Raw genomic sequence first — 22,898 nt, 5'->3', positions numbered from 1 at the left:
CCCGTTCATGTCCGCAAAGCGCGTCGTCTCCGGTATCAAGCCCACCGGCAACCTCCACCTCGGCAATTACCTGGGTGCGGTGAAGCAATGGGTCGCGATGCAGGACGCGATCCAGGCGGAGGGCGGCGAGACGCTCTACTTCATCGCCGACCTGCACGGGCTGACCGAGTGGATCGCGCCGGCGGACCTGCGCAGCCAGACGATCGAGATGACCGCGACGCTGGTCGCCGCCGGCATCGATCCCGACCGCTCGATCCTGTTCAACCAGGCGCGGGTGCCGGCGCACAGCGAATTGTCGTGGTTGCTCAACAACGTCGCCCGCGTCGGCTGGCTCAACCGGATGACGCAGTTCAAGGACAAGGCGGGCAAGAACCGCGAAGGCGCCAGCGTCGGCCTGTACGATTACCCGGTGCTGATGGCCGCCGACGTATTGCTCTACAACACGACGCACGTGCCCGTCGGCGAGGACCAGAAGCAGCATCTCGAACTCGCCCGCGACATCGCGACCAAGTTCAACAACGACTACGCCACCGAGCTGTTCACCCTGCCAGAGCCCCTGGTCAGTGCCGCCGCCCCGCGGATCATGTCGCTGCGCGACGCCTCGGCGAAGATGTCCAAGTCCAACCCGTCCGAACAGTCGGTGGTCAAGCTGATCGATCCGGACGAGGTCATCGCCGAGAAATTCAAAAAGGCGAAGACCGACGCCGGCTTCCTGCCCGACACGATCGACGAACTCGCCGACCGTCCGGAAGCGCGCAACCTGCTGACGATCTTCGCCGCGCTGGCGGATCGGACGCCCGCCGACGTGCTCGCCGATTACGCCGGCAAGGGCTTCGGCGCGTTCAAGCCCGACCTCGCCGACCTCGCGGTGGCGAAGCTCGGCCCGATCCGTGACGAAATGCTCCGCCTGCTTGACGACCGCACGGCGATCGACGCGATCCTCGAAAAGGGCGCCGCAAAGGCCCGCGACCTCTCCGCCCCCGTGCTGCGTCGGGCACAGGAAGCAATGGGGCTGATGCTCTGATCTGCTCCCCTCCCTGCAAGGGAGGGGCCGGGGGTGGGTAGCCCCACGCGCTGACGCCGCGTAGCATCCGCTTATGCAACGCACGCCCCCCGAGCTGCGATCGGCCGCACGGCGCCTTCGCATCGATGCGACGCCGGCAGAGCGCCGCTTGTGGGGCGCCCTGCGCGGACACAATCCCCGCTTCACCCGACAGCTGATCGTCAGCCACTACATCCTCGATTTCGCCTGCCGGGCGCACAAGGTCGGCGTCGAACTCGACGGCGGGCAGCACGGCGCGATGATGGAGGAAGACGCCGCCCGTACCGCCTATCTAGAGGCAAAGGGCTGGACGATCCTGCGCTTCTGGAACACAGAGGTGATGACCAACCTCGATGGCGTCCACTGGTCGATCATCGAAGCCGTCGCGCGCGCCGCGACCCACCCCCGGCCCCTCCCTTTCAGGGAGGGGAGTTGAAGGTCAGGCCTCCAGCTCCCGCATCAGCGTCCGCACCGCGGCATCGATATCGCGGTCCTGGTCGCGCAGTTCCTCGATCTTGCGCACCGCGTGGATCACCGTCGAATGATCGCGCCCGCCGAACTTGCGGCCGATCTCGGGCAGCGACCGGGTCGTCAGCCGCTTGGCCAGATACATGGCGATCTGTCGCGGGCGCGCGACCGCGCGGCTGCGGCGCGCCGACACCAGGTCGAGCGGCTTCAGCTCGAAATGCTGGCTGACCAGCTTCTGGATCTCGTCGATCGTCACCCGCCGCTGCGCGCCGCGCAGCACGTCGCCGAGCGTCGCCACCGCAAAGTCCATGTCGATGCTGTCCCCGGTCAGCTGTGCATAGGCGACGACGCGGTTCAGCGCGCCTTCCAGCTCGCGGATATTGGCGTGGATGCGCGCCGCCAGCAGGTCGAGCACCTCGGCTGGGACCTTCGCCTCCGGCAGGTCGCTGAGTTTCCTGTCCAGTATAGCACGCCGCAACGTGAGGTCGGGCGCCTTGATGTCCGCCACCAGACCCACCGACATGCGGCTGACGATCCGTGCCTCGACGCCGTCCAGCGCCTGCGGACAACGGTCGGCGGAGATCACCAGCCGCTTGCCCGCGCTCATGATCTCGTTGACGGTGTGGAAGAATTCCTCCTGCGTCGCGTCCTTGCCGGCGATGAACTGGAGGTCGTCGATCAGCAGCAGGTCGGCGCCGCGCAGCCGCTGCTTGAAGCTGTGCGTGTCGCGCGCGCGCATCGCCGCGACGAAATCGAACATGAAGCGCTCGGCCGACATGCAGATGACGGTGGCATCGGGATGCTGCGCCAGAAAGGCATGGCCGATCGCATGCATCAGATGCGTCTTGCCCTGCCCCGTCCCCGAATGGAGGAACAGCGGGCTGAACCGCGGCACGCCGGGCTCGGCCAGCGCGCGCGCCGCGTTGAACGCGACGCGGTTGGCCGCATCGACGACGAACCGGTCGAAGGTGAAGCGCGCATCGAGCGACGGACGCTCCCCCGCAGGTTTCGCGGCGACGAGCGGCAGCGCATGCTGCACGACCGGCGCCGGCGCCGGGGCGACCGGAGCCGGAGCCGCGGGCGCCTCGGCGACCAGCTTCACCGCCGCCGGCGCGGCGATGCGCGTCTCGATCGACACGCCGCGCACGTTGGGCAGCAGCGTGCGGAATTCGAGCATCAGCCGGTCGGCATAATGGTTGCGGACCCAGTTGGTCATGAACGCCGACGGCAGGCCGAGCCGGATCGTGTCGGCATCGCGGTCCTCGATCAGCTCCATCGGCTTCAGCCATTGCTCGAACAGTCGCGCGCCCGCCGATTCACGCAGGTTGCTGCGGACACGGGCCCAGGCGCGGTGCGCCTCGCTCTCCGTCTCCACCGCTGCCTGCCAATCGTTCAACGCACAACTCTCCGTTGCCGGAACCACGCACTGGCGGGCCGGCGGTCGTATTCAAGACAGACAAATCCCCCTTACGGCCAATGGCCGTTCGGCATGCCCACGCTGTTCAGGTCCCCGGTGGCGATGAATGTCGCCGCGGTGAGGGCGAGTTATGAAGCCTGGGCCGAGTCGATCAAGCCCCCGCCGGGTCACATTCCTGAAATAAACGGGATTGACAGCCCCTGGCCCGCAGAAATGCGTCGAGAAATCTGACAAGCCATTGTTTATGCTGATTTTATCGCCCGCGCGCCGTCATCGGCGCGACACGAATCGCGGTGACTCCTGCCTTTCCCCTTTTCGTTCTTTTTGCGCCCGATCCGGACATCAAAAAACCCGCCGGGACGGGTCCCGACGGGTTGCAATCTTTGACGCGTGACGTGGGTCAGGCGAGCGTGGTGACCGCCTTGGTCAGACGCGAGAACTTCCGGCTGGCGGTGTTCTTGTGCAGCACGCCCTTGGCGACGCCGCGCTGCAGCTCCGGCTGAGCCGCCGCAAGCGCCGTGGTCGCCGCAGCCTTGTCGCCCGAAGCAAGTGCCGCTTCGACCTTCTTGATGAAGGTACGGATGCGGCCGACGCGGGCACCGTTGATGTCGGCACGGCGCTGGTTGCGACGGATGCGCTTCTTGGCTTGCGGCGTATTCGCCATTCGGTACGTCCTTGCGAGTAATGTGGTCGATATAAAGAGGCGCCGGTCATCCCTACGCCGTCTCGAAGGCAGTGCCCTTAGCGATTGTGGCGATGCGGGTCAACCACGACCGATCAATTGCGCTGGCATCGCGGACAATAGAAGGTCGATCGCCCGCTATCCACCCGCCGCCGGACCGTGCCGCCGCAATGGCAGGGTTCGCCCTCGCGTCCATAGACCAGGAACTGCTTGGAAAAATAGCCCAGCTCGCCATCCGGCCGGGCATAGTCGCGCAACGTCGATCCGCCCGCCTCGATCGCCGCCAGCAGCACCTCGCGCACCGCCACCGCCAGCCGCTCGAGCCGCGGCAGCGCGATCTGTCCGGCCGCCCGCGTCGGCGCGATCCGCGCGACGTGCAGCGCCTCGCACACATAGATGTTGCCGAGGCCGGCGACGATTCGCTGGTCGAGCAGCATCGCCTTGATCGGCGCGACCCGTGCTTTCAGCGCGGTGTGAAGATAGGCACCGGTGAAGTCGTCCCCCAGCGGCTCCGGCCCCATCGCCGCAAAGGGCGGATAGGCGTCGAGCGTGGCGCTCGCGACCAGATCGAGGAAGCCGAATCGCCGCGGGTCGTTGAGCGCGAGGCTGCGCCCCTCCGCCGTCTCGATCAGCAGATGGTCATGCGCCAGCCGCTCGGCCGGATCGACCCGCCAGCGTCCCGACATGCCGAGGTGGAAGATCAACGTATCGCCGCGATCGGTGTCGATCAGGCCGTATTTCGCGCGCCGCCCCAGCGTGGTGACCGTCGCCCCCGTCATCCGCTGGCGCAGATCGACGGGAATCGCCTTGCGCAGGTCGGCGCGGCGCGGCTCGACCAATGTCAGGCGCTGGCCGGCGAGGACGGGGGTCAGCCCGCGGACGGTGGTTTCGACTTCGGGAAGCTCTGGCACACGGATCAGCTAGGTTGCGTTTGCCCCGGCCACAAGGCGCCGCTAGGGCAAGCCCATGACCGACACCGCCCCCACCGGAACCGTCTCCTTCGGCTATGAAGACGTCGCGCCCGAGGAAAAGACCGCCCGCGTCGGCGGCGTCTTCTCCAGCGTCGCCAAGAACTACGACCTGATGAACGACGCCATGTCCGGCGGCATGCACCGGTTGTGGAAGGACCGCTTCGTCCGCCGCGTCCAGCCGCAGGAGGGACAGCAGATCCTCGACATGGCGGGCGGCACCGGCGACATCGCCTTCCGCCTCGCTGCGGCAGGCGCGTCGGTGACGGTCGCGGACATCAATCCGCAGATGCTCGAGGTCGGCATGGAACGCGCCGCCAAGCGCGGCATGGACGGGCTGGTATGGACCGAGGCCAATGCCGAGACGCTGACCTTCCCCGACCGGTTCTTCGACGCCTATACGATCGCCTTCGGCATCCGCAACGTCACCGATATCCCCAAGGCGCTGCGCGAGGCGCATCGCGTCCTGCGCCGCGGCGGGCGTTTCTATTGCCTCGAATTCTCGACCACGACGTGGCCGGGGTTCAAGGAGGTCTACGACAGCTATTCGCACAAGCTGGTGCCGAAGCTGGGGCAGATGCTGGCGCAGGACGCCGACAGCTATCGCTATCTGATCGAATCGATCCGCCGCTTCCCCGATATGCCGACCTTCAAGGGCATGATCGCCGACGCCGGCTTCGTTCGGACCAGGGCCGAACCGATCCTCGGCGGCCTCGTCGCGATCCACTCGGGCTGGAAGATCTGATGAGGCGTACAAACAAGCCCCTTCCCTTCAGGGAAGGGGTTGGGGTGGGGGACACAGGCGTCGCGCTCGGTGAGACATGCCCCACCCCCAGCCCCTCCCCTGCAGGGGAGGGGCTTTCCCGGTGACCGCTTCCGTCGTCCATGTCTGGCGCCTGCTGAAATGGGGTCGCATCCTCGCCCGCCACGGCGCGCTGCGCGGGATCGAACGCGATCCCAACACCCCCGCCCCCGTCCGCCGGCTGGCGCGCATCGCCCGGTTCGGCGCGCGCGTGCCCAAGGTGCCGCGCTATGCCGACGCCTTCCAGGCGATCGGCCCGGCCGCGATCAAGCTCGGCCAGACGCTCGCCACCCGTCCCGACCTCGTCGGCGACGAGGCGACGCACGACCTGCTGCGCCTGCAGGACCAGTTGCCGCCCGTCCCCTATGCGGTGATCGCCGCGGCGATGGAGGCGAGCTTCGGCCGGCCGCCGTCGGACCTGTTCGCCAGTATCGAGGAGACGCCGGTCGGCGCCGCCTCGATCGCGCAGGTCCATCGCGCGGTGACCACCGACGGCCGCACCGTCGCGGTCAAGGTGCTGCGCCCCGGTGTCGAGGCGGACTTCACGCGCGCGATCGCCACCTATGAATGGGCCGCGGCGCAGCTGGAGGGGATGAGCGTCGAGGCGCGCCGCCTCCGCCCGCGCCTGACGGTCGAGAATTTCAAGCGCTGGACCGCGCGCGAGCTCAACTTCCGGCGCGAGGCGGCATCCGCCTCCGAACTCGCCGAATCGATGACCGCCGAGCCCGATTTCATGGTCCCGGCGATCGACTGGCAGCGCTCGACCGCACGCGTGCTGACCGTGGAATGGGTCGACGGGATCAAGCTGTCCGATCGCGCGGCGCTGGTCGCGCAGGGGTATGATCTGCCCCGGCTGGCCAACACCCTGGTGCAGGCGTTCCTGCGCCAGGCGATCGCGGAAGGATTCTTCCACGCCGACATGCACCAGGGCAATCTGTTCGCCCTGCCGGGCAACAGGATCGCCGCGATCGACTTCGGCATCATGGGCCGCATCGACCGCCGCGCCCGCGTATGGCTCGCCGAGATCCTCTACGGCCTCATCACCGGCAATTACAAACGCGTCGCGGAAATCCATTTCGAGGCGGGCTATGTCCCGAGCCACCACAATGTCGCCGAATTCGCGACCGCGCTGCGTGCGGTCGGCGAGCCGATGCGCGGCCTGCCGGTCAAGGACATGTCGATCGGCATGATGCTCGACGGCCTGTTCTCGATCACCCGCGATTTCGACATGGTGACGCAGCCGCATCTGCTGCTGCTCCAGAAGACGATGGTGATGGTCGAGGGCGTCGCCACCGGGCTCGATCCCGACATCAACCTGTGGGAAGCGGCCGCGCCGTTCGTGCGCGAATGGATCAGGACCGAACTCGGCCCCGAGGCGGCGATCGCCGACCGGCTGATCCGGGACGTGCGCACCATCGCCGCTTTGCCCGACCTGCTCCGCCGGATCGAGGCGCGCTATCCCGCCCCCGGCGGCGAACCGCCCGCGCCGCCGCTGCGCGAGATCGAGGTGGTGCGGATCGGCGGCGGCTGGCGTTATGCCGCGGTCGCGGTCGTCACCGCGGTCGCCAGCGTCGCGGCGACCTGGCTGATAGTCCACTAGCCCGATGCGCCGGCCGCTCGCTCCGGTGTGGCTGACCCGGCCTTCGCGCTTCGCCGGGCTGTCGCCGCGCAACGCCGGGGCCGTGCTGGCGGCGCTGGCGGTGCTGCTGCTCGCGACCTTGCTGGTGTTCGCCACCCCGGCGCCACCCGCGGCGAGCGGCGATGCCGCCAACCGGGCGGACGATCAGGCCGATGTGATGCTCTACGAGACGATCGTCGAGAACGTCCGCCACGGCGGCCCGTATTATACCGTCGCCGCCGACGCGATGCGCAGCGGCGATTACCCGCTGAAGCCGTTCGTCACCGTCCGCCTGCCGACGCTCGCCCGGGTGCAGGCGTCGGTGCCGCATGGTGTCGTCGTCCTGCTGCTCTACGTGCTGGCTGCGGCGGTGGCGCTCGCCTGGTATGTGCGGCTGGCCCCCGTCTTCGCGCGCACGCCGCCGCGGATCGTCGCGATGGCGCTGCTCGCAGGCGGGCTGATGGCGTTCGTGCAGCGCGACCTGATCGCCTTCCACGAAATCTGGGCCGGGCTGTTCGTCGCGCTGTCGCTCGCCGTCTATCGTCCCGCCGCATGGCTGCCGTCGGTCGCGTTCGGGCTCGCCGCGGCGCTGATCCGCGAGACGGCGGGGCTGTACCTCGCGCTGATGGCGATCCTCGCGCTGCTCGGCGGGCAGCGACGCGAGGCGACCGGCTGGCTGGTCGCAGGCGCGATCCTCGCGCTCGTGCTGGCGGCGCATGCGCATGCCGTCGCAGCGGTGGTCCGCCCGCTCGACCCCGCCTCGCCCGGCTGGTCGGGTCAGCTCGGCTTCGGCTTCTTCGTGCGGACGATGACCGTCTCGACCGCACTGGCGCTGGCGCCCCTGTGGCTCGCCGCGCCGCTCGTCGGCCTCGCGCTGTTCGGCTGGGCGGCATGGCACGATCCGCTCGGCCTGCGCGTCGCCCTGCTGCTCGCCGCCTATGCCGTTGTGCTCAGCCTGTTCGGTCGGCTCGACACCTTCTATTGGGGCCTGCTGGTGGCGCCTTTGCTGCTGGTCGGACTGGCGTTCGTGCCCGATGGCGTGCGCGACCTGTTTGCCGGCCTGTCGGACCGACGGCGGATCACCGTGAAGAGGATCGTCAGATGAAGCGTGTCCTGCTGGTCGTCGGCGGCGGTATCGCCGCCTACAAGGCCGCCGAGCTGATCCGCCTGCTGCGCAAGCGCGGCCATGCGGTCCGCTGCGTCCTGACCGAGGGCGCGAGTCATTTCGTCACGCCGATGACGCTTGCCGCGCTGTCGGAGGACAAGGTCTATACGACGCTGTGGGACCTCAAGGACGAGGCGGAGATGGGCCATATCCAGCTCAGTCGCCAGGCCGACCTGATCGTCGTCGCGCCCGCCACCGCCGATCTGATGGCGCGGATGGCGGCGGGGATCGCCGACGACCTCGCCACCACTTTGCTGCTCGCTACCGACACGCCGGTGCTCGCCGCACCGGCGATGAACGTGCGGATGTGGGCCCACCCCGCGACACAGCGCAACGTCGCGCAGCTGCGCGCCGACGGCATCACCGTGCTCGACCCCGACGAGGGGGCGATGGCGTGCGGCGAATATGGCCCAGGCCGCCTGCCCGAACCCGCCGCCATCGCCGCGGAGATCGACTCGATGCTGACGCCAGCGGCGGGACCGCTCGCCGGCCGCCACGTCCTCGTCACCGCCGGCCCGACGCACGAGCCGATCGATCCGGTCCGCTATATCGCCAACCGCTCGTCGGGGCGGCAGGGCTTCGCCATCGCCGACGCGCTCGCCGGTCTCGGCGCGCGCGTCACCCTCGTCGCCGGCCCGGTGGCGCTCGCCACCCCCGCCGGCGTGACGCGCGTCGACGTCGTCACCGCGCAGGACATGGCGGATGCCGTCGCGCGCGCCTTGCCCGCCGATGCCGCGGTAATGGTCGCCGCGGTCGCCGACTGGCGCGTCGACGCCGCCCCGCAGAAGGTCAAGAAGGGCGATGCCACCCCCGCCCTTACCCTGACCGAGAATGTCGACATCCTCGCGACCGTGGCGGCCTCGGACCGACGCCCGCGCCTCGTCGTCGGCTTCGCCGCGGAAACCGAGCGGGTCGTCGAACACGCCACCGCCAAACGGCTGCGCAAGGGCGCGGACTGGATCGTCGCCAACGACGTCTCCGGCGACGTCTTCGGCGGCGACGCCAACACCGTCCACCTCGCCACCGCCAACGGCGTCGAACATTGGGAACGCCTGCCCAAGGAGGAGGTCGCCAGGCGACTGGCGCAACGGATCGCGGACGCGCTTATCAGTTCTTGATATGTTCCATTCAGTGCGATAGATCCTGCCGCAGGGAGGATAGTGTCATGGATCATTATGTGACGGTCGGCGCGAACGACTCCGAGGTTTCCAACGCCTTTTACGATGCCGTGCTCGCCACGATCGACTGGTCGTCGCATGTCGCCTTCCCCGGGTGGCGCGCCTATTCGCGCGATGGCACAGGCAAAGGCATGACCCTGTGGGTCTGCAAGCCGTTCGACGGGGAACCGGCGCGTGCCGGGAATGGCGCGATGACCGGCTTCGCAGCGGCGAATCGCGATCAGGTCGACGCCTTCTATCGGGCGGCCATGGCGCATGGCGGGCAGGACGATGGCGCCCCCGGTCTGCGACCCCATTATGGTCCCGACTGGTATGCGGCCTATGTACGCGATCCCTCGGGCAACAAGCTGGCGATCGTTCATAACCCGTAGCGCATGATCGATCGACAAATACGCCAAACCGACGATAGGGCAGGACCATGACCGACGCGATCGCCATCCGCCTCTGCCGCCTGCCGCATGGCGAGGGGTTGCCCGTCCCTGCCTATGCCACTGCCGGCGCGGCCGGGATGGACGTCGTCGCCGCCGAGGCGCTGACGCTGGCGCCCGGCGCGCGGGCTGCGGTCGCCACCGGTTTCGCCATCGCGATTCCCGAGGGGTATGAGGTGCAGGTCCGTCCGCGCTCCGGCCTTGCGCTCAAACACGGCATCACCTGTCTCAACACCCCGGGGACGATCGATTCCGACTATCGCGGCGAGGTGAAAGTGATCCTGATTAATCTGGGTGAAGCGCCGTTCGCGATCACGCGGGGCGAGCGGATCGCCCAGCTTGTCCCCGCCCCGGTTCAACGCGCCACGCTGGCCATCGTCGACGGACTCGACGATACCGCACGCGGAAGCGGAGGGTTCGGATCGACCGGCCGATGATCGACGTGCTTGTACTGGCGGCCCAATTGGCCGGCGCATCGCCCTTGCCGATGCCGCCGCAGGATTGGAGCGTGCTACGCCCCCTGCCCCTGATGCGCAGCGCGGACGACAGCCCCAACCTGTCGGGTTTCGTCCGTGCCGAGGTCAAGGCGGGGCGTTGCACTGCGGCGATAGCGGCTGCGCAGGGCTGGACGCTCAGGATCGACCTAGCGGTGCTGGTCGGGCCGGGCGCGCAGCCGCGCCGCGTCGTCCCGCGCGCGATCGCCTGTCCGTCGGTGGAGCAATATGCCGCCGGGCTCGTCTCCAGCCTGGCGCGCGGCAACATCGCCGCCGCGGCGACCGATCCCGACACCTGGTATCGCACCAGTCTGACCTTCTCCTGGCCGGCGTGACGCTCTCCGACGACGAACTCACCCGCTACGCCCGGCATATCGTCCTCAAGGAGGTCGGCGGCGCCGGTCAGCAGCGGTTCCGCGCCGCGCATGTGGTGGTGATCGGCGCGGGCGGAATCGGTTCGCCCGCCATCCAGTATCTCGCCGCCGCCGGGATCGGACGCCTGACGATCGTCGACGACGACGCGGTCGACCTGTCCAACCTGCAACGCCAGACGATCTATGCCACCGGTGACATCGGCCTGCGCAAGGCGGATGCGGCGGCAGCGGCGGCGCGGCGGCTCAATCCGCACATCGTCGCGCAGGCCCGCGCGCTCCGGATCGACGCGACCAACGTCGCCGACATCCTCGCCGATACGGATGCGATTCTCGATGGCTGCGACAATTTCGCGACGCGACTGTGCGTCGCCGACGCCACTTATGCGGCGCGCATCCCGCTCGTGTCCGCCGCGATCGGCCAGTTCGACGGTCAGCTCGGCGTGTTCCGCGGCTGGGAGGCGGACAAGCCCTGCTACCGCTGTTTCGTCGGCGACGATCCCGATCGCGCCGGCGTCAGCTGTGCCGAGGACGGCGTATTGGGGCCGATGGCCGGCGCGATCGGCAGCCTCGCCGCGCTGGAGGTGCTACGCGCCCTCCACCCCTTCGGCGACGACAGCGCGGGCAAATTGCTGCTCGCCGACACGCTAAGCCTGCGTTTCCGGACGCTGCGCCTGCCCAAGGACCCGGGCTGCAGGACCTGCGGCCAAGCGCCGCGAACGTAAGCGACGCCGCCTCCCCATCGGGGAAGGCGGCGCATCGCCCTTATTTCAGCAGCGTCGTCGCAAAGTCGCGCACCGCCGGTCCGATGTCGGCACGGTCGAGCGCCAGCGCGAGATTGGCCTGGATATACCCCGCCTTGTCGCCGCAGTCGTAGCGCTGTCCGTCGAAGGTGAAGCCGTGGAACGGCTGCTGCCCGATCAATTGCGCCATCGCGTCGGTCAGCTGGATCTCGCCGCCCGCGCCCTTCTCCTGCCCTTCGAGAATGCGCATCACCTCGGGCTGCAGGATGTAGCGGCCGGGGATCATCAGGTTCGACGGCGCGCTGCCTTTGGCAGGCTTCTCGACCAGCGCCTTCACCTCGGTCAGCCGGCCGTCGATCGCCCCCGGCGAGATGATGCCATATTTGTCCGTCTCGCTGTCGGGCACCTCCAGCGCACCGACGATATTGCCGCCGACCCGCTCATAGGCCTCGACCATCTGCTTGATGAAGCCCGGCTTGCCGACCATCAGCTCGTCGGGCAGCAGCACGGCGAACGGTTCGTCCCCGACGATCTCGCGCGCGCACCACACGGCATGGCCGAGACCCAGCGGCTGCTGCTGGCGGATATAGACCGGGCTGCCCGGCTTCATCCGCGTCCCCTGCAGCGGGTCGAGCGACTTGCCGCGCGCCTGCATCGTGTCTTCGAGCTCGTAGGAGATATCGAAATGATCCTCGAGCGCATGCTTGTTGCGCCCGGTCACGAAGATGATCTGTTCGATACCCGCTTCCAGGGCCTCTTCGACCGCATATTGGATCAACGGCTTGTCGACGACCGTCAGCATTTCTTTCGGCATCGCCTTCGTCGCCGGCAGAAATCGCGTGCCGAGACCGGCCACCGGAAATACCGCTTTGCGCACCCGCTTGATCGTCATTGTCACCCTTCTCGTAAGTCCGTCGGCGTGTAGAGGCTGCCGCACGCCCTAGCAAACATGCAGTTGCAGTGCTTAGTCTCACATTAAGGCAAATAGATTAAGCCCCCGGGCATGACATCGCCATCGCGCCCCAAAGTTCTGATCGTCTTCGGCACGCGGCCGGAAGCGATCAAGCTGTTTCCCGTGATCCGCGCGCTGGAGGATGCGGGCGGCATCGACACCGTCACCTGCGTCACCGCGCAGCATCGCGGCCTGCTCGACCAGGTGCTGGCGATCGCGGGCCTGACGCCGGACATCGACCTCGACCTGATGGAGCCGGGCCAATCGCTCGACCGGCTGACCGCGCGCCTGCTCACCGGTCTGGGCGAGGTGATCGACCGCGTCGCGCCCGACCGGATCGTCGTCCAGGGCGATACCGCGACCGCGATGGTCGGCGCGCTCGCCGGCTATTACCGCAAGATCCCGGTCGCGCATGTCGAGGCCGGACTGCGATCGGGCAACATCTACCATCCCTGGCCGGAGGAGGTGAACCGCCGCATCGTCGCGCCGATCGCCGATCTCCATTTCGCGCCCACCGACACCGCCGCGGCGGCGCTGGCGCGCGAGAACGTCACCGCCGGCGTCCATGTCACCGGCAATACGGTGATCGATGCGCTGCACTGGACGCGCGCACGGATCACCGCCGAACCGGCGCTCGCCGCCGGGCTCGACGACCTTGCCGCGCGGTTCGCGGGCAAACGGATCGTCCTCGTCACCACCCATCGCCGCGAGAATTTCGGCGACGGCATGGCGGCGATCGCCCGCAGCATCGCCCGCATCGCCGCGCGCGACGACGTCGCGGTCCTGTTTCCGATGCACCCCAATCCCAACGTCGGCGCGGTGATGGATGCGGTGCTGGGCGATGCCGCCAATGTCGCGCGCATCGCGCCGCTCGACTATCCGCATTTCATCCGTGCGTTGACGCTGTGCGATATCGCGCTGACCGATTCGGGCGGCGTCCAGGAGGAAGCGCCCGCGCTCGGCAAACCCGTTCTGGTCATGCGCGATACCACCGAACGCCCCGAGGGCGTCGTCGCCGGCACCGCGAAGCTGATCGGCACCGACGAGGATCGCATCGTTTCCGAAGTCTTCACGCTTCTGGACGACAAGGCGGCCTATTCCGCCATGGCCCGCGCCCACAATCCGTTCGGGGACGGCCAGGCCAGCAACCGGATCGCAAGGATCGTCGCCGATGATTTCGGACTCTGAACTGAAGGTCGTCGTCCTCGGTCTCGGCTATATCGGCCTGCCGACCGCGGCGGTGATCGCCCGCACCGGCGCGCGCGTGCTCGGCGTCGACGTCACCGCATCGGTGGTCGACACCGTCAATTCGGGCAAAGTCCATATCGAGGAGGTCGATCTCGACGGCCTCGTCTCGGGCGTCGTCGCGCGCGGGTCGCTCCGCGCCTCGACCACGATCGAACCCGCCGACGTCTTCGTCATCGCGGTGCCGACGCCCTTCGCCGACGATCACGCGCCCAATATCGGCTATGTCCTGCAGGCCGCCACCGGCATCGCCGCGGTCCTGAAGGCCGGTGACACGATCATCCTCGAATCGACCTCGCCGGTCGGCACGACGGAGAAGGTCCGCGACCTGCTCGCGCAATTGCGCCCCGACCTCCGCGTCCCCGGCCGCACCGGCGAGGCGGCGGACATCGCGATCGCTTATTGTCCCGAACGCGTGCTGCCCGGCCGCATCCTCGTCGAGCTGATCGACAACGACCGCGTCATCGGCGGCATCACCCCGCGCTGCGCGCGCAAGGCGCTGACCTTCTACCGCCGCTTCGTCCGCGGCGCCTGCGTCACCACCACCGCCCGGGCGGCGGAGATGACCAAGCTGACCGAGAACGCCTTCCGCGACGTCAACATCGCCTTCGCCAACGAACTCAGCCTGATCGCGGATACGATGGGCGTCGACGTGTGGGAGGTGATCCGCCTCGCCAACCGCCATCCGCGCGTCAACATCCTGCAACCCGGCCCCGGCGTCGGCGGCCATTGCATCGCCGTCGATCCGTGGTTCCTGGTCCATGCCGATCCCGCCAACACGCCGCTCATCCGCACCGCGCGGATCGTCAACGACGGCAAGACCGACCATGTCGTCGCGCAGGCCGCCGCTCTGATCGAGGCGCGACCCGGCGCGCCGGTCGCCTGCCTCGGCCTCGCCTTCAAGGCCAATATCGACGATTTCCGCGAGAGCCCCGCGCTCAAGGTGGCGGAGCGGCTGGCGATGCGGTTCGGCGACCGCGTGCGGATCGTCGAGCCCTATGCCGATACGCTGCCGGCCGCCTTCGACGGCTCGGGCGCGCGGCTGATCGACATCGACACCGCGATCGAGACGTGCCCGATCATGATCGTGCTGGTCGATCACGACGTCTTCCGCTCGGTGCCGGTCGAGGAGCGGCGCGACAAGGCCGTGCTCGATACACGCGGCATCTGGCCGGACCAGCCCGCCACCGCCGCCGCGCCGGCGGCGCTTCGTCTGGCGAGCTGACGCTTTCACGTGCCGTTCAGGGTGTTGCAGCCTATGCCCGGTGGGCCTAACTGAACGCTCCGCCTCGATCGACAGGATGACATGCTTAAAAAGCTGCTGGGCGCGCGCCGCGCGTCGGCATCCCCCGCTCCCGCCATACCCGACGGCGAACGCGTCTATGCGGTCGGCGATGTCCACGGCTGCGACGATCTGCTCGGGCAATTGCTGGCGCTGATCGCCGACGACGATGCGGCGCGCGGGCCGGCGCGGACGACGCTGATCTTCCTCGGCGACCTCGTCGACCGCGGCCCCGCCTCTGCCGCCGTGATCGAGCGGCTGCGCCTGCTGGCCGAAACGCGCGCCGATACCCGTTTCCTGCTCGGCAATCACGAGGAGGTGTTCCTCGAATCGCTCAAGGGCGAACCCAAGGCGCTGCGCATGTTCTGCCGCATCGGCGGACGCGAGACGATCATGAGCTACGGCATCGACGCGGCCGACTATGACCCCATGGATTACGAGGAATTGCACGCCGCCATGGGTCAGCGGATCCCGATCGCGCATCAGGAGTTTCTGACGCGTTTCGAGGATCTGATCGTCATCGGCGATTATGTCTTCGTGCATGCGGGCATCCGGCCCGGCACCGACCTGTCGAGCCAGCGCAGCGCGGATCTGCGATGGATACGTAATCCGTTTTTGAATCATGAACGCCCCTTTGAAAAGATGGTCGTTCATGGACATACGATCAGCGAAGACTTGGACGTACAGCCACATCGCATCGGCGTAGATACGGGCGCCTATGAAACCGGGCGTTTGACTGCGCTGGGCCTCGAAGGCACTTCGCGATGGACGATACGAGCCGGTTGAATTTCGCGTTCGCGTGAAGCGATGTCGGCATGATTGGGGCTTCACAGCGATACCCGTCATGCTATGCCGACCCGTGGCGGTGCCATGTTGCATCGCCGCAACGGTTGCGGATCATTCGGGGTTCGCGGCCGATAAGCGGTTGTCCTGCTGACCTAGTTCTGGCAAGGCGACCGGTGACGAGCACAAGAGGGAGTTCATTATGCGTCTTGGGAAGTATCTCGCAGCTGCTGCTGCCGCGACGATGACCGTTGCTCCGGCGGTTGCCGCTCCGGCAAACCCGGCTGCCAGCCTGTCGGTGTCGAAGTCGGTCCGTACCGGTTCGGCGTCGTCGAAGAAGAACGAGCTCGCCGGTGGCGGCATCATCATCGCACTGGTCGCGGCTGCTGCCGTTGTCGCCGGTATCGTTGTTGTCGCCGACAGCGACGACGACGCGGACAGCAACTAAGCTGACCGATAGCTTCGGCTAGGAAATAGCGGCCTTCGGGCCGCTATTTTTTTGTCCGGCGCAGATGGGTTGCCGCGTCTCGCCGTCCGATCGACCGGGTCCGCTTTCGCGTGGCCACGTCCGCCTCCGGGCAAACAAAAGGGATGGTTCGCGCGGAGGCGCGGAGAACGCAGGGAGACGCTGCGCCAGAGTCTTCGCGATCCTCCCACCGACACATGAACATCACAGAGCGACGCCGCCGCGGACGGTCCCACTCCGCGTCCTCCGCGCCTCGGCGCGAACACCCTCTGCTCCCGACGAATGTCGAACGATCGCCATGCTCAGCGGCGCGAGCTTTCGGCAGCCGCCCCTTCACCATGCAGGACGCGCACACGAAAAAGCCGGCACTGTCCCCAGCGCCGGCTTTCAATGCGAATAATCTCAGATGCTTAGCGGCCGGCAGGAACGCCCGGCGGAAGCGCACCGGGCGGGAGTGCGCCGCCGGGCATGCCGCCCATCGCACCTTGCTGCTGCGCCTGTGCCTGCATCTGGCGAACGACCGATTCAGGCAGGAAGTCGATCAGCTCGACATCGAACACCAAGGTGGAATTGCCCGGGATCGGCCCCTTCGTCTCGGCCCCGTAGCCGAGCGACGGCTTGATCCAGACGCGATACTTCGCGCCCTTGGGCATCAGCTTCAGCGCTTCGGAAAAGCCGGGAACGACCCCCGCGACCGGCATCGGCGTCGGCTGCTGCGACTTGTCGAAGGTGGTGCCGTCGAGCAGCTTGCCCTCGTAATTGACGAGCGCGACGTCCGTATCGGTCGGCTTGGCCGCCCCGGGCTGGCCGGGCTGCAGCACCTTGTACTGAAGGCCCGAAGGCGTCGTCATCACGCCGCTGGCGCGCGCATTGCGGGTCAGGAAATCGTCCCCCTGCCGCGCCAGGAGAAAGGCTGCGACGCAGGCGAGCACGATGCCAACCCAGAGATAGACGAGATAGCTGCGTTTGACGGGCTGCAGCGGGACGGCAGTGACGGTCGACATCGGGGCACCTGGAGTTGTGGTGCCGGGCCGACCGTCACCGGTTGGTTGTGTCGAAACGTCGCGATGGCCGCCCTGATACAGGCGCGACCCTCGCAACGATCAGAAGAACTTAACGCGCACCATCGCGCTCGGCGCGCTTGCGCTCGAGCTTGCGGGCACGACGCACCGCGGCGGCACGCTCGCGCGCGCGCTTTTCCGACGGCTTCTCATAGTGACGGCGCAGCTTCATCTCGCGATACACGCCCTCGCGCTGCAGCTTCTTCTTGAGCGCGCGAAGAGCCTGGTCGACATTGTTGTCGCGGACGACGATCTGCATAAAACCCAATCACTCCGGTCAATAGCTAAAGCGGCCGCAGACAATAGGTCCGCGCCGTGTGAACGCCGCCCCTAACAGCGCACCCGGCAATTGGCAACCCGTGGCGATCCACGTTGCCCTGGCATGCTCGATACACGATCGGCGGTCACATTGACAGCGATCGTCGCCGGGATCAATGGTATCGCTAACAGGACGCAGGTTCTGGCGTAGCAGGGGATGACAGGCCGCATGACGATCGCCTGCCGGAGGACGCCGGGGCCGACGCCACACCGGGGCGCCCGCTCACGGCGCATGCCGGCCATCGCTGATCCGCCCCTTCCATGGAGATACTGACCATGCCGATACCCTTCGATCCCGCCGACGCGCTCGGCAGCGACTGGCGCGCGGGGCGGTGGATCGGCCGCATCGATCGCGGCGAGGGCCCCTGCCCGGTCCTGATCGTCGGCGGCATCGCCCATGACATGAGCCGCGTCGCGCCGACGGTCGCCGAGCTGGTGGCTGAAGCGGCGTTCGATCCTGCAGCGGGCGAAGCGATCGGCGCGCTGGATGCGATCGGCCTGAGCGTCGATGGCGAGACGCGGTTGCTCAGCCCGATCGACCTGCAATGCGTCAAGGCGGCCGGCGTCACCTTCGCCGTATCGGCGATGGAGCGCGTCATCGAGGAACGCGCACGCGGCGACGCCGGTGCGGCAGCCGCGGTGCGGGCGCGGCTTGAGGGGCGGATCGGCGGCAGCATGCGCGCCGTAAAGCCGGGATCGCCCGAAGCGGCCGCGCTGAAACAGGCGCTGATCGACGAAGCCTTGTGGTCGCAATATCTGGAGGTCGCGATCGGCCCCGACGCCGAGATCTTTACCAAGGCACCGGTGCTGGCGACGGTCGGCTGGGGCGCGGACGTCGGCATCCGCTCCGATTCGACGTGGAACAATCCCGAGCCCGAAGTCGTGCTGCTCGTCGACCCCGCCGGCCGCGCGATCGGGGCGACATTGGGCAACGACGTCAACCTGCGCGATTTCGAGGGCCGCTCGGCGCTGCTGCTCGGCAAGGCGAAGGACAATAACGCATCCTGTTCGCTCGGCGCGTTCGTCCGCCTGTTCGACGACGGCTTCACGATCGACGACGTGCGGCGGGCCGAGATCACGCTGCGGATCGAGGGCACCGACGGCTATACGCTCGACGGCGCCAGCGCGATGGACCAGATCAGCCGCGATCCCGAAGAGCTCGTGCGGCAGGCGCTGAGCGAGCATCAATATCCCGATGGCTTCGTGCTGTTCCTCGGCACGCTGTTCGCCCCGACGCAGGATCGCGACGTCGTCGGACAGGGCTTCACGCACAAGGTCGGCGACACCGTCGCGATCGCGACGCCGAAGCTGGGCCGACTGGTCAATATCGTGACGACCTCGAAGGATGCGCCCGCATGGCGCTTCGGCCTCTCGGCATTGATCCGCAACCTCGCCGGCCGCGGATTGCTCCGGGCATGACGACGATGGAGACGAACGTGACCGACACGACCGCCGCCGATGGCTGGCGCGCGCACTACCCTTCGTTGCGCGGCAAGCGCGTCATCGTCACCGGCGGCGGATCGGGGATCGGTGCCGGACTGGTCGAGGCCTTCGCCCGGCAGGGCGCGAAGGTCGGCTTCGTCGATATCGCCGAAGCGGACAGCCGCGCGCTGATCGAACGCCTGTCGGACGTCGACCATGTGCCGCTCTTCCGGCGGCTCGACCTCACCGATATCGCGGCGCTCGCCACCACGTTCGCCGACCTGCAGGCGGCGCTGGGCGGCGTCGACGTGCTCGTCAACAATGCCGCCAACGACGATCGCCACGCCATCGCCGATGTCACCCCGGCCTATTGGGACGAGCGGATGAACGTCAACCTGCGCCACCAGTTCTTCGCCGCGCAGGCGGTGATCCCGGCGATGAAGGCCGCAGGTGGCGGGTCGATCGTCAATTTCGGGTCGATCAGCTGGCATCTCGGGCTCGAGGACCTGATCCTCTACCAGACTGCCAAGGCGGCGATCGAAGGGCTGACGCGCAGCCTCGCGCGCGACCTCGGCCGCGACAATATCCGCGTCAACGCGGTGATCCCGGGCAATGTGAAGACGCCGCGACAGGAGAAATGGTACACGCCGGAGGGCGAGGCGGAGATCGTCGCGGCGCAATGCCTCGACGGCCGGATCGAACCGGCCGATGTCGCCGCATTGGTGCTGTTCCTCGCCGCCGACGATGCGCGCATGTGCACCGCGCACAATTACTGGATGGACGCCGGCTGGCGGTGACAGTCACGGCCAGCGCGCCGGCCGTGACTTTCGCCGCATCTTCGACCAAGGCGCTTCGCATGAGCGGCATGGACGAAAGAGGCTGAGCGTGGGCAGACGGGCGATGGCGACGGTGGCGCGGCTCTGGGTCCTGCTGCTGCTCGCGCTGGCGGTGCCCGCGACGGCGCAGCCCTCGCCGATCGATGCCGCCACCGGTCAACTGACCACCGCCGAAACCGCGCTGAACGCGGTCGACCGCGCACTCGACACGCGCACCGACCGCGCCGCCCGCGGCAAGCTGCGCGACGAGGCGCTGTCCGCGCAGGGCGACGCGCGCGAGGCGGCGGACCAGCTGCGCGGACAACTGGCGCTCGTCGATGCCCGGATCGCGGGACTCGGACCGCCCGTCGCCGGCGTGGTCGAGGCGGCCGACATCCGCAACGAACGCCGCGCGCTGGCGCTCGCGCGCAACTCACTCGATTCGAAGGTCAAGCGCGGCCAGCTGATCGCGGTCGAGGCCGGGCAGCTGGTCACCGAGATCGATCAGACCGACGCTGCGGAGATCGGCGAACGGATCGCGGTCCGCTCCGCCTCCCCGCTCGCGCCGCGGTTCTGGAGCGAGCTGTTCGCCGCCCTGCCCCGCGATGCGCGCCGGATCACGACCTTCATGGGCCGCGAATGGACGCAGGTCGAGACGGGCCTGCGCGGCGGTCTGCCCTGGGGCGCGCTGCTCGGCGCGTTGCTGGCGATCGCGCTGCTGCTGCCGGTCCGGCAGCTGCTGCGGCGCATGGGGCAGCGGTATCTGATCGCGGACGCGCCGGGCCATCGGGTGCGGCGATCGGCCAATGCGCTGTGGCGGGTGCTGATCGGCACGGCGATGCCGACCGCCGCCGCCTTTCTGTTCGTCCAGGGGCTGCGCTGGTCGGCGCTGATCGCCCCGTCGTGGAGCGGGCTGGCCGACGCCTTCGTCGGCGCGGCCGGGTTCGCCGGCTTCACCGCCGCGGTCGCCGCCGCCTTCCTGATGGCGAGCCAGCCGTCATGGCGGGTCGTGCCCCTGTCCGATGCCGCAGCGACCGCGCTGCGGCCGGTCGGCTGGGCGTTCGCCGCCCTCACCTTCGTCGTCATCCTGCTCGGCGCCTTCAACAGCGCAATCGGCGCCAGCCCGACCGCTTTGCTGGGACTGGAAGTCGCCGAAGTCGTCGTCCACCTGCTGCTGATCGGCGGGACGCTGCTGATCGTCGGGCGGCTGCGCGCCGCCGAGGCCGCGGACGGCGAAAGCGAGCGGGAGGCCGCCACCAGCGCCGGTGTCGGCGCGATTACGCTGACCTTGTGGCTGGTCGTCGCGGGAGCCGGCTTGGCGCTGCTGATCGGCTATGTCGGCCTCGCCATCACCGTCGCGCAGTTCGTCGTCTGGGCGACGCTGCTGGCGGTCTGCACCTATCTGCTGATGGTCGTGGTCGACGATGTCGCGACCAGCCTGTTCCAGCGCGACAGCCGGATCGGGCAGACGCTGCGCCACGGCATGGGCGTCGGCCCGAGCGCGATCGACCAGTTCGGCGTATTGCTGTCGGCGATGCTGCGACTGGCGATCGTCGTCATCGCGCTCGGGCTGCTGCTCTATCCGTTCGGCGCGGGCTTCGGGTCGTTCCTCGACCGGGTCGGCGGCCTCGCCCGCGGTGTCGAGGTCGGTGGCGTCTCGATCTCGCCGGGCACCATCCTGCGCTTCGTCGCGGTGCTCGCCCTCGGCCTGTTCCTCGTCCGGCAGTTCACCGGCTGGCTCGACCAGCGCTATCTGCCGAGCACCGACCTCGACGGATCGGTGCGCAATTCGATCCGGCTGGTGGCGCGCTACCTCGCCATCGCGCTGGCGGTGGTATGGGCGCTGGCGTCGCTCGGCATCGGCATGGAACGGATCGCACTGCTGCTGTCGGCCTTGTCGGTCGGCATCGGCTTCGGCCTGCAGGCGATCACGCAGAATTTCGTGTCCGGCCTGATCCTGCTCGCCGAACGGCCGATCAAGATCGGCGACCTCATCCGCGTCGGCACCGACGAGGGCGACGTCAAGCGGATCAGCGTGCGATCGACCGAGATCGAGCTGGGCGACCATTCGACGCTGATCGTGCCGAATTCGGAGCTCATCACCAAATCGGTGCTCAACAAGACGCTTGCCGGCCCGCTGGGCCGCATCCAGATCCAGTTTTCCGTGCCGATCGCCACTAATGCCGACCGGGTGAAGGCGCTGGTGCTGGAGACGTTCGCCAACGAACCCGCGATCCTCGACGCGCCCGCGCCGCTCGTCCAGCTCGACGGCATCGCCGACGGGCGCATCCTGTTCAATTGCTATGGTCACGTCTCCAGCCCCCGCAACACCGGAGCCGCGAAGAGCGACGTACTGCTGGAGCTATTGCGCCGGATGCGGAGCGAGGGCGTCGACCTCGGCACCGTGCCGCAGCGGCTGGAACTGGTTGCTAAAGACGTACCGGGACCCGGCGACCACTAACGCTTAGCAGGGCACGCCGTACAGCGTCAGGAAGGCGCGGAACCGGTAATCGAACGCGCCCTCCTCGCACAATCCGTCGAGCGCGGCCTGCGGGTCGAGCACGATGCGCGACCGGTTGACGGGTCCGGAGAGCAGGTCGAACAGCATGTGCGCCATGCAGCCTGGATCGCCCACGGCGAGCAGCCCCTGTTGCTGCGCCGTCGCGATCGCGCCGGTGATCGGCGCCATCAGCATCGCATGCCAGTGCCGCTGCCGCAGCGCGAAGCCGGCGTCGGTGAGCGACGCGTGGGTGATGAAGATGTTCAATCCGATATTCTCGGGTTTGAGCAGCAGGGTGAACATATGCCGGGTGAAGGCGCGCAGCGCCGCGATCGGGTCGTCGGCACCGTCGGCGGTATCGCGGGCGAAGGCGTAGAGTTCGTCCATCCGGTGCTGGACCGCCGCGTCGATCAGCGCGTCCTTGCTGGGAAAGCGGCGATAGATCGTCTGTTTGGTGACGCCGATGTCCTGCGCCAGCGCATCGATCGACAGCGTCGCGTAACGGGCGTCGCGCAGCGCGTCGATGGTGCGATCGAGGATCAGCGTCTCGATCGCGCGCGCCTCTTCGCGGCTCGGCCGCCCGGCGCGTCGCTGGGGCGTCACCGTCATCATCGTCGCACCGGAAGTGTTCATGCGCGTCCTTGTCCCGGAGGTGCCCGGCGAAAGCAACCGGCCTGT

24 protein-coding genes are annotated in these 22,898 nt (G+C 68.2%); 17 read left to right on the top strand and 7 right to left on the bottom strand.

The annotated features are described in order from the left end of the window. The first annotated feature begins 7 nt into the window (after positions 1 to 7). Positions 8 to 1,024: a tryptophan--tRNA ligase gene (gene trpS, locus B2515_RS13395; protein ID WP_293877083.1), complete on the top strand. Its 1,017-nt coding sequence runs from the start codon at positions 8 to 10 to the stop codon at positions 1,022 to 1,024. Between the two features lie 73 nt (positions 1,025 to 1,097). Further along, the gene (locus tag B2515_RS13390; protein ID WP_293877081.1) at positions 1,098 to 1,478 is read left to right on the top strand and encodes an endonuclease domain-containing protein; all 381 of its coding nucleotides are present in this window, start codon (positions 1,098 to 1,100) and stop codon (positions 1,476 to 1,478) included. Between the two features lie 3 nt (positions 1,479 to 1,481). Here B2515_RS13390 and dnaA read toward each other — a convergent pair whose 3' ends face one another. The 3 genes from dnaA to mutM form a co-directional block, all read right to left on the bottom strand. Beyond that, on the bottom strand, positions 1,482 to 2,906 hold the full coding sequence (dnaA, locus tag B2515_RS13385; protein WP_293877079.1) for a chromosomal replication initiator protein DnaA: 1,425 nt from the start codon (positions 2,904 to 2,906) through the stop codon (positions 1,482 to 1,484). Positions 2,907 to 3,327: 421 nt separating this feature from the next. Next, a complete protein-coding gene (gene rpsT, locus B2515_RS13380) occupies positions 3,328 to 3,591 on the bottom strand; it encodes a 30S ribosomal protein S20 (RefSeq protein WP_163958367.1) in 264 nt (87 codons plus the stop codon). Positions 3,592 to 3,704: 113 nt separating this feature from the next. After that, complete coding sequence (mutM, locus tag B2515_RS13375) at positions 3,705 to 4,520, bottom strand: bifunctional DNA-formamidopyrimidine glycosylase/DNA-(apurinic or apyrimidinic site) lyase (RefSeq protein WP_293877074.1); 816 nt, start codon at positions 4,518 to 4,520, stop codon at positions 3,705 to 3,707. 55 nt (positions 4,521 to 4,575) lie between these two features. Here mutM and B2515_RS13370 point away from each other — a divergent pair, with 55 nt between their 5' ends. From B2515_RS13370 to B2515_RS13335, 8 genes are all read left to right on the top strand, one after another. Next, positions 4,576 to 5,322: a class I SAM-dependent methyltransferase gene (locus tag B2515_RS13370; protein ID WP_293877073.1), complete on the top strand. Its 747-nt coding sequence runs from the start codon at positions 4,576 to 4,578 to the stop codon at positions 5,320 to 5,322. A 121-nt stretch (positions 5,323 to 5,443) separates the two neighbouring features. Further along, positions 5,444 to 6,979, top strand: coding sequence for a 2-polyprenylphenol 6-hydroxylase (gene ubiB / locus B2515_RS13365; RefSeq protein ID WP_293877071.1), 1,536 nt, complete (start codon positions 5,444 to 5,446; stop codon positions 6,977 to 6,979). Positions 6,980 to 6,983: 4 nt separating this feature from the next. Next, positions 6,984 to 8,102, top strand: coding sequence for a hypothetical protein (locus B2515_RS13360; protein WP_293877069.1), 1,119 nt, complete (start codon positions 6,984 to 6,986; stop codon positions 8,100 to 8,102). Next, a complete protein-coding gene (gene coaBC, locus B2515_RS13355; protein WP_293877067.1) occupies positions 8,099 to 9,280 on the top strand; it encodes a bifunctional phosphopantothenoylcysteine decarboxylase/phosphopantothenate--cysteine ligase CoaBC in 1,182 nt (393 codons plus the stop codon). The genes B2515_RS13360 and coaBC overlap by 4 nt, the downstream gene beginning before the upstream one ends. A 47-nt stretch (positions 9,281 to 9,327) precedes the next feature. Further along, positions 9,328 to 9,711: a VOC family protein gene (locus B2515_RS13350; protein ID WP_293877065.1), complete on the top strand. Its 384-nt coding sequence runs from the start codon at positions 9,328 to 9,330 to the stop codon at positions 9,709 to 9,711. A gap of 47 nt (positions 9,712 to 9,758) precedes the next feature. Then, a complete protein-coding gene (gene dut, locus B2515_RS13345; RefSeq protein ID WP_293877063.1) occupies positions 9,759 to 10,205 on the top strand; it encodes a dUTP diphosphatase in 447 nt (148 codons plus the stop codon). Beyond that, entirely contained in the window at positions 10,202 to 10,597 is a 396-nt protein-coding gene (locus B2515_RS13340) for a hypothetical protein (protein ID WP_293877061.1), read from the top strand. The genes dut and B2515_RS13340 overlap by 4 nt, the downstream gene beginning before the upstream one ends. Beyond that, a complete protein-coding gene (locus B2515_RS13335; RefSeq protein WP_293877059.1) occupies positions 10,594 to 11,358 on the top strand; it encodes a HesA/MoeB/ThiF family protein in 765 nt (254 codons plus the stop codon). The genes B2515_RS13340 and B2515_RS13335 overlap by 4 nt, the downstream gene beginning before the upstream one ends. 40 nt (positions 11,359 to 11,398) lie before the next feature. On the opposite strand, the gene galU is transcribed toward B2515_RS13335, so the two are convergent. Further along, complete coding sequence (galU, locus tag B2515_RS13330; RefSeq protein ID WP_293877057.1) at positions 11,399 to 12,268, bottom strand: UTP--glucose-1-phosphate uridylyltransferase GalU; 870 nt, start codon at positions 12,266 to 12,268, stop codon at positions 11,399 to 11,401. Positions 12,269 to 12,379: 111 nt separating this feature from the next. On the opposite strand from galU, the gene wecB reads away from it, so the two are divergent. The 4 genes from wecB to B2515_RS13310 all read left to right on the top strand — a co-directional run bounded on the left by wecB (position 12,380) and on the right by B2515_RS13310 (position 16,086). Continuing rightward, entirely contained in the window at positions 12,380 to 13,516 is a 1,137-nt protein-coding gene (gene wecB / locus B2515_RS13325) for a non-hydrolyzing UDP-N-acetylglucosamine 2-epimerase (RefSeq protein ID WP_293877055.1), read from the top strand. Next, positions 13,500 to 14,798, top strand: a complete 1,299-nt coding sequence (gene wecC, locus B2515_RS13320) for a UDP-N-acetyl-D-mannosamine dehydrogenase (protein WP_293877053.1) — start codon at positions 13,500 to 13,502, stop codon at positions 14,796 to 14,798. Before wecB ends, wecC begins: the two co-directional genes overlap by 17 nt. 81 nt (positions 14,799 to 14,879) lie before the next feature. Then, positions 14,880 to 15,641: a metallophosphoesterase family protein gene (locus tag B2515_RS13315; protein WP_293877051.1), complete on the top strand. Its 762-nt coding sequence runs from the start codon at positions 14,880 to 14,882 to the stop codon at positions 15,639 to 15,641. Positions 15,642 to 15,840: 199 nt separating this feature from the next. Further along, positions 15,841 to 16,086, top strand: a complete 246-nt coding sequence (locus B2515_RS13310) for a hypothetical protein (protein ID WP_293877049.1) — start codon at positions 15,841 to 15,843, stop codon at positions 16,084 to 16,086. A gap of 428 nt (positions 16,087 to 16,514) precedes the next feature. On the opposite strand, the gene B2515_RS13305 is transcribed toward B2515_RS13310, so the two are convergent. Both B2515_RS13305 and rpsU read right to left on the bottom strand, forming a co-directional pair. Then, positions 16,515 to 17,108 (bottom strand): FKBP-type peptidyl-prolyl cis-trans isomerase, encoded by a 594-nt coding sequence (locus B2515_RS13305; RefSeq protein ID WP_293877048.1) that lies wholly within the window; start codon positions 17,106 to 17,108, stop codon positions 16,515 to 16,517. Positions 17,109 to 17,217: 109 nt separating this feature from the next. After that, a complete protein-coding gene (gene rpsU / locus B2515_RS13300) occupies positions 17,218 to 17,424 on the bottom strand; it encodes a 30S ribosomal protein S21 (protein WP_017978269.1) in 207 nt (68 codons plus the stop codon). 335 nt (positions 17,425 to 17,759) lie between these two features. Between rpsU and B2515_RS13295 the strand changes: the two genes are divergently transcribed. The 3 genes from B2515_RS13295 to B2515_RS13285 all read left to right on the top strand — a co-directional run bounded on the left by B2515_RS13295 (position 17,760) and on the right by B2515_RS13285 (position 22,181). Then, entirely contained in the window at positions 17,760 to 18,902 is a 1,143-nt protein-coding gene (locus B2515_RS13295) for a fumarylacetoacetate hydrolase family protein (RefSeq protein WP_293877044.1), read from the top strand. Between the two features lie 5 nt (positions 18,903 to 18,907). Further along, entirely contained in the window at positions 18,908 to 19,702 is a 795-nt protein-coding gene (locus tag B2515_RS13290) for an SDR family NAD(P)-dependent oxidoreductase (RefSeq protein WP_293877611.1), read from the top strand. Between the two features lie 88 nt (positions 19,703 to 19,790). Then, positions 19,791 to 22,181 carry a DUF3772 domain-containing protein gene (locus tag B2515_RS13285; RefSeq protein ID WP_349676251.1) on the top strand — a complete coding sequence of 797 codons (2,391 nt, stop codon included), beginning with the start codon at positions 19,791 to 19,793 and terminating at the stop codon, positions 22,179 to 22,181. A gap of 3 nt (positions 22,182 to 22,184) precedes the next feature. Here B2515_RS13285 and B2515_RS13280 read toward each other — a convergent pair whose 3' ends face one another. Beyond that, positions 22,185 to 22,853, bottom strand: coding sequence for a TetR/AcrR family transcriptional regulator (locus tag B2515_RS13280; RefSeq protein WP_293877042.1), 669 nt, complete (start codon positions 22,851 to 22,853; stop codon positions 22,185 to 22,187). Between the last annotated feature and the right edge of the window lie 45 nt (positions 22,854 to 22,898).

The sequence above is a fragment of the Sphingomonas sp. UBA978 genome (assembly GCF_002292295.1).
In the GTDB taxonomy this organism is placed as follows: Bacteria; Pseudomonadota; Alphaproteobacteria; order Sphingomonadales; family Sphingomonadaceae; genus Sphingomonas.
This window is presented reverse-complemented; position numbering and strand designations above follow the sequence as displayed.